Raw genomic sequence first — 2,111 nt, 5'->3', positions numbered from 1 at the left:
CCGCCGCGCCCGCTGCGGCCCCGGTGCCGGTGACGGTGCCTGCGCTCGACGTGCCGGCTTCCGCGCCCATCGCCGCGCCGGTTGCGGCGCCCGCGCCATCGGCGGCAGGCAAGCCCGCGCCGAAGCTCGGCGCGCCGCGCATGTCGGCCGAGGAGCGCGCGCTGTTCGACAACGTCCTGGCCTCCGGCCGCCGGCGCTATGCGGAATTCGGCACCGGCGGCTCCACCCTGCTGGCCGTGCGGCAGCCCTTCGACATCGTGGTCGGCGTGGACTCCGACCCGGACTGGGCGGCCGCCGTGCGCGCGGATGCGGAGGTCGCGGCAGCCATCGCCGCCGGCCGCGCCAGCATCCTGCATGCCGATATCGGCCCGGTGGGCGGCTGGGGCACGCCCGCCGACCGCAACGCGCCGCAGAAATGGCCGGCCTACCTGGCGACGATGTGGAAGGAGTGGGAGCGCCGCCGCGCCTTCCCCGACCTGGTGCTGGTGGATGGCCGCTTCCGCGTGGCCTGTGCGCTCTCCGTCGCGCTGCTGCACGCGGCGCGGCGCGATGCGGCGCCGGCGCCGCTGGTGCTGCTGCACGACGTCTCCGACCGCCGCCCGAACTACCGCGCCGTCTTCGAGGCCTTCCACCTGGAGGAGCAGGCCGGGACGCTGGTGGTGCTCTCGCCCCGCCAGCGCGTGGCGCCGGAGGCCATCCTCTGCGCCCTGCTGCCGCGCATCTTCGAGGTGAACTGAGGTGGCGCCCGCTGCCCTGGGCGGCTACACGCTGCCCGCATGATCCGCGGTCACCTGGACGCGCTGACGCCCGGCGGCTTCGCCGAAGGCTGGGCCTACGACACCGCCGCGCCGGATGCCATCCTGACGGTCTGCATCGCCGCGCCCGACGGCGCGGAGATCGCCCGCGGCTACGCCAACCTGCATCGCGGCGACTTGGCGGAAGTGGGCTTCCGGCACGGTTGGTGCGCCTTCCGCCTGCGCCTGTCGCGCCCGACCGAGGCGCTGGCCGGGGCACGGCTGGTGCTGCGGGAGGCTGCCGGCGGCGCCGAGATCCACGCCACCGACGCCTGGCGCATCCGCGATACGCCGGAGCCCGACGGCACGACCGTCGAGCGCATCGTGGCGCAGGACCCGACCATGCTGCGCTCCGTCCAGCAGCTGACCGGCTGCGCCGAGCTGATGGCGCGCCACGCCGCGAAGCATGGCGTGGCCGAATTCGTCCGCACGGCCTACGCCTATGTGCTGGGGCGCGCCGCGGACGCCGCCGGCCAGGCCCTCTACGAGCGCATGCTGCGCGCCGGCGCGGTGACCCCGCTCGGCGTCGTGCTGCTGCTGGCCGAGAGCGCCGAGTTCAAGGAGCAGCCGCGCCTGCTGGCCTCGCCCGCCACGCCGGGCTTTGTCTTCGCGACATGACCGGCGGCGGCTCGCTGCTCGTCTCGATCCCCGGCGCGCAACTGGCGCCGCTGGCGCTGCCCGGCGCGATCTTCGCCTGGCGGCACCTGCGCGACGCGCCGCTCGATCCGGACCTCCGGCTGGCGCTGCGCCTGGTGATGCACACCACGGCCGGCGCGCGGGTGCGCGTGCGCTTCCTGGCGCGGCCGGAGATCTACACCCATGGCGCCGCCCGCGCCTGGCTGGACGAGCGGCTGGGCGACACGCGCGAGCACCTGATCCTGACCGATGGCGACACGCTGCGCTGCCTGCCCGGCCTGCGCAACCATATGTTCTTCTACGCCCGCGGCCAGGCGAAGCGGGAAGCGGCGCTCCGCCGTCTCGTCGGGCTGGCGCCGGAGCTGTTTGCCGGCCTCGCCTCCCAGGTGAACGGGTCGCTGTCGTTCCGGCTCGGCGCGCGGTGGATCAGCCCGCCATTGCAGGCGCTGCGCTTCGCCGCGACGCCGGAGCTGGAGGCGGCGGCGACCGCGCCCTTCCTCTGCCATCCCGGCCATCCCGACCGCTGCGCGGAGCACGCCGCCGATGAGGCGGCGGAGCGGGCGCCCGATGCGGCCGGGCCGCTGCACTTCGTGCCGCTGACCGCCGGCGCGCTGGCCGACGCGTCCTTCGCCGCCTGGCTCGCGCGGCAGGTCCAGGCCGCGGCCTCGGGCGGGGCGGGGG

General features: G+C 76.0%; 2 protein-coding genes and 1 pseudogene. All 3 read left to right on the top strand.

Features of this window, described 5'->3' with window-relative positions; genetic code table 11:
• Nucleotides 1–737 (top strand): annotated as a pseudogene (locus OZN99_RS30355) (hypothetical protein); the annotation flags it as partial.
• A 39-nt stretch (nucleotides 738–776) separates the two neighbouring features.
• On the top strand, nucleotides 777–1,412 hold the full coding sequence (locus OZN99_RS30350) for a DUF4214 domain-containing protein (protein WP_270938939.1): 636 nt from the start codon (nucleotides 777–779) through the stop codon (nucleotides 1,410–1,412).
• Nucleotides 1,409–2,111, top strand: a 703-nt coding sequence (locus OZN99_RS30345; protein ID WP_270938938.1) for a hypothetical protein, incomplete at its 3' end; no start/stop codon positions are given. The genes OZN99_RS30350 and OZN99_RS30345, both read left to right, overlap by 4 nt.

This window comes from Falsiroseomonas oryzae, from assembly GCF_027856955.1.
Taxonomy (GTDB): Bacteria; Pseudomonadota; Alphaproteobacteria; order Acetobacterales; family Acetobacteraceae; genus Falsiroseomonas; species Falsiroseomonas oryzae.
This window is presented reverse-complemented; position numbering and strand designations above follow the sequence as displayed.

Coding starts and splice junctions, on each gene's coding strand:
- OZN99_RS30350 (WP_270938939.1), top strand. CDS start 777: ATGATCCGCGGTCACCTGGACGCGCTGACGCCCGGCGGCTTCGCCGAA.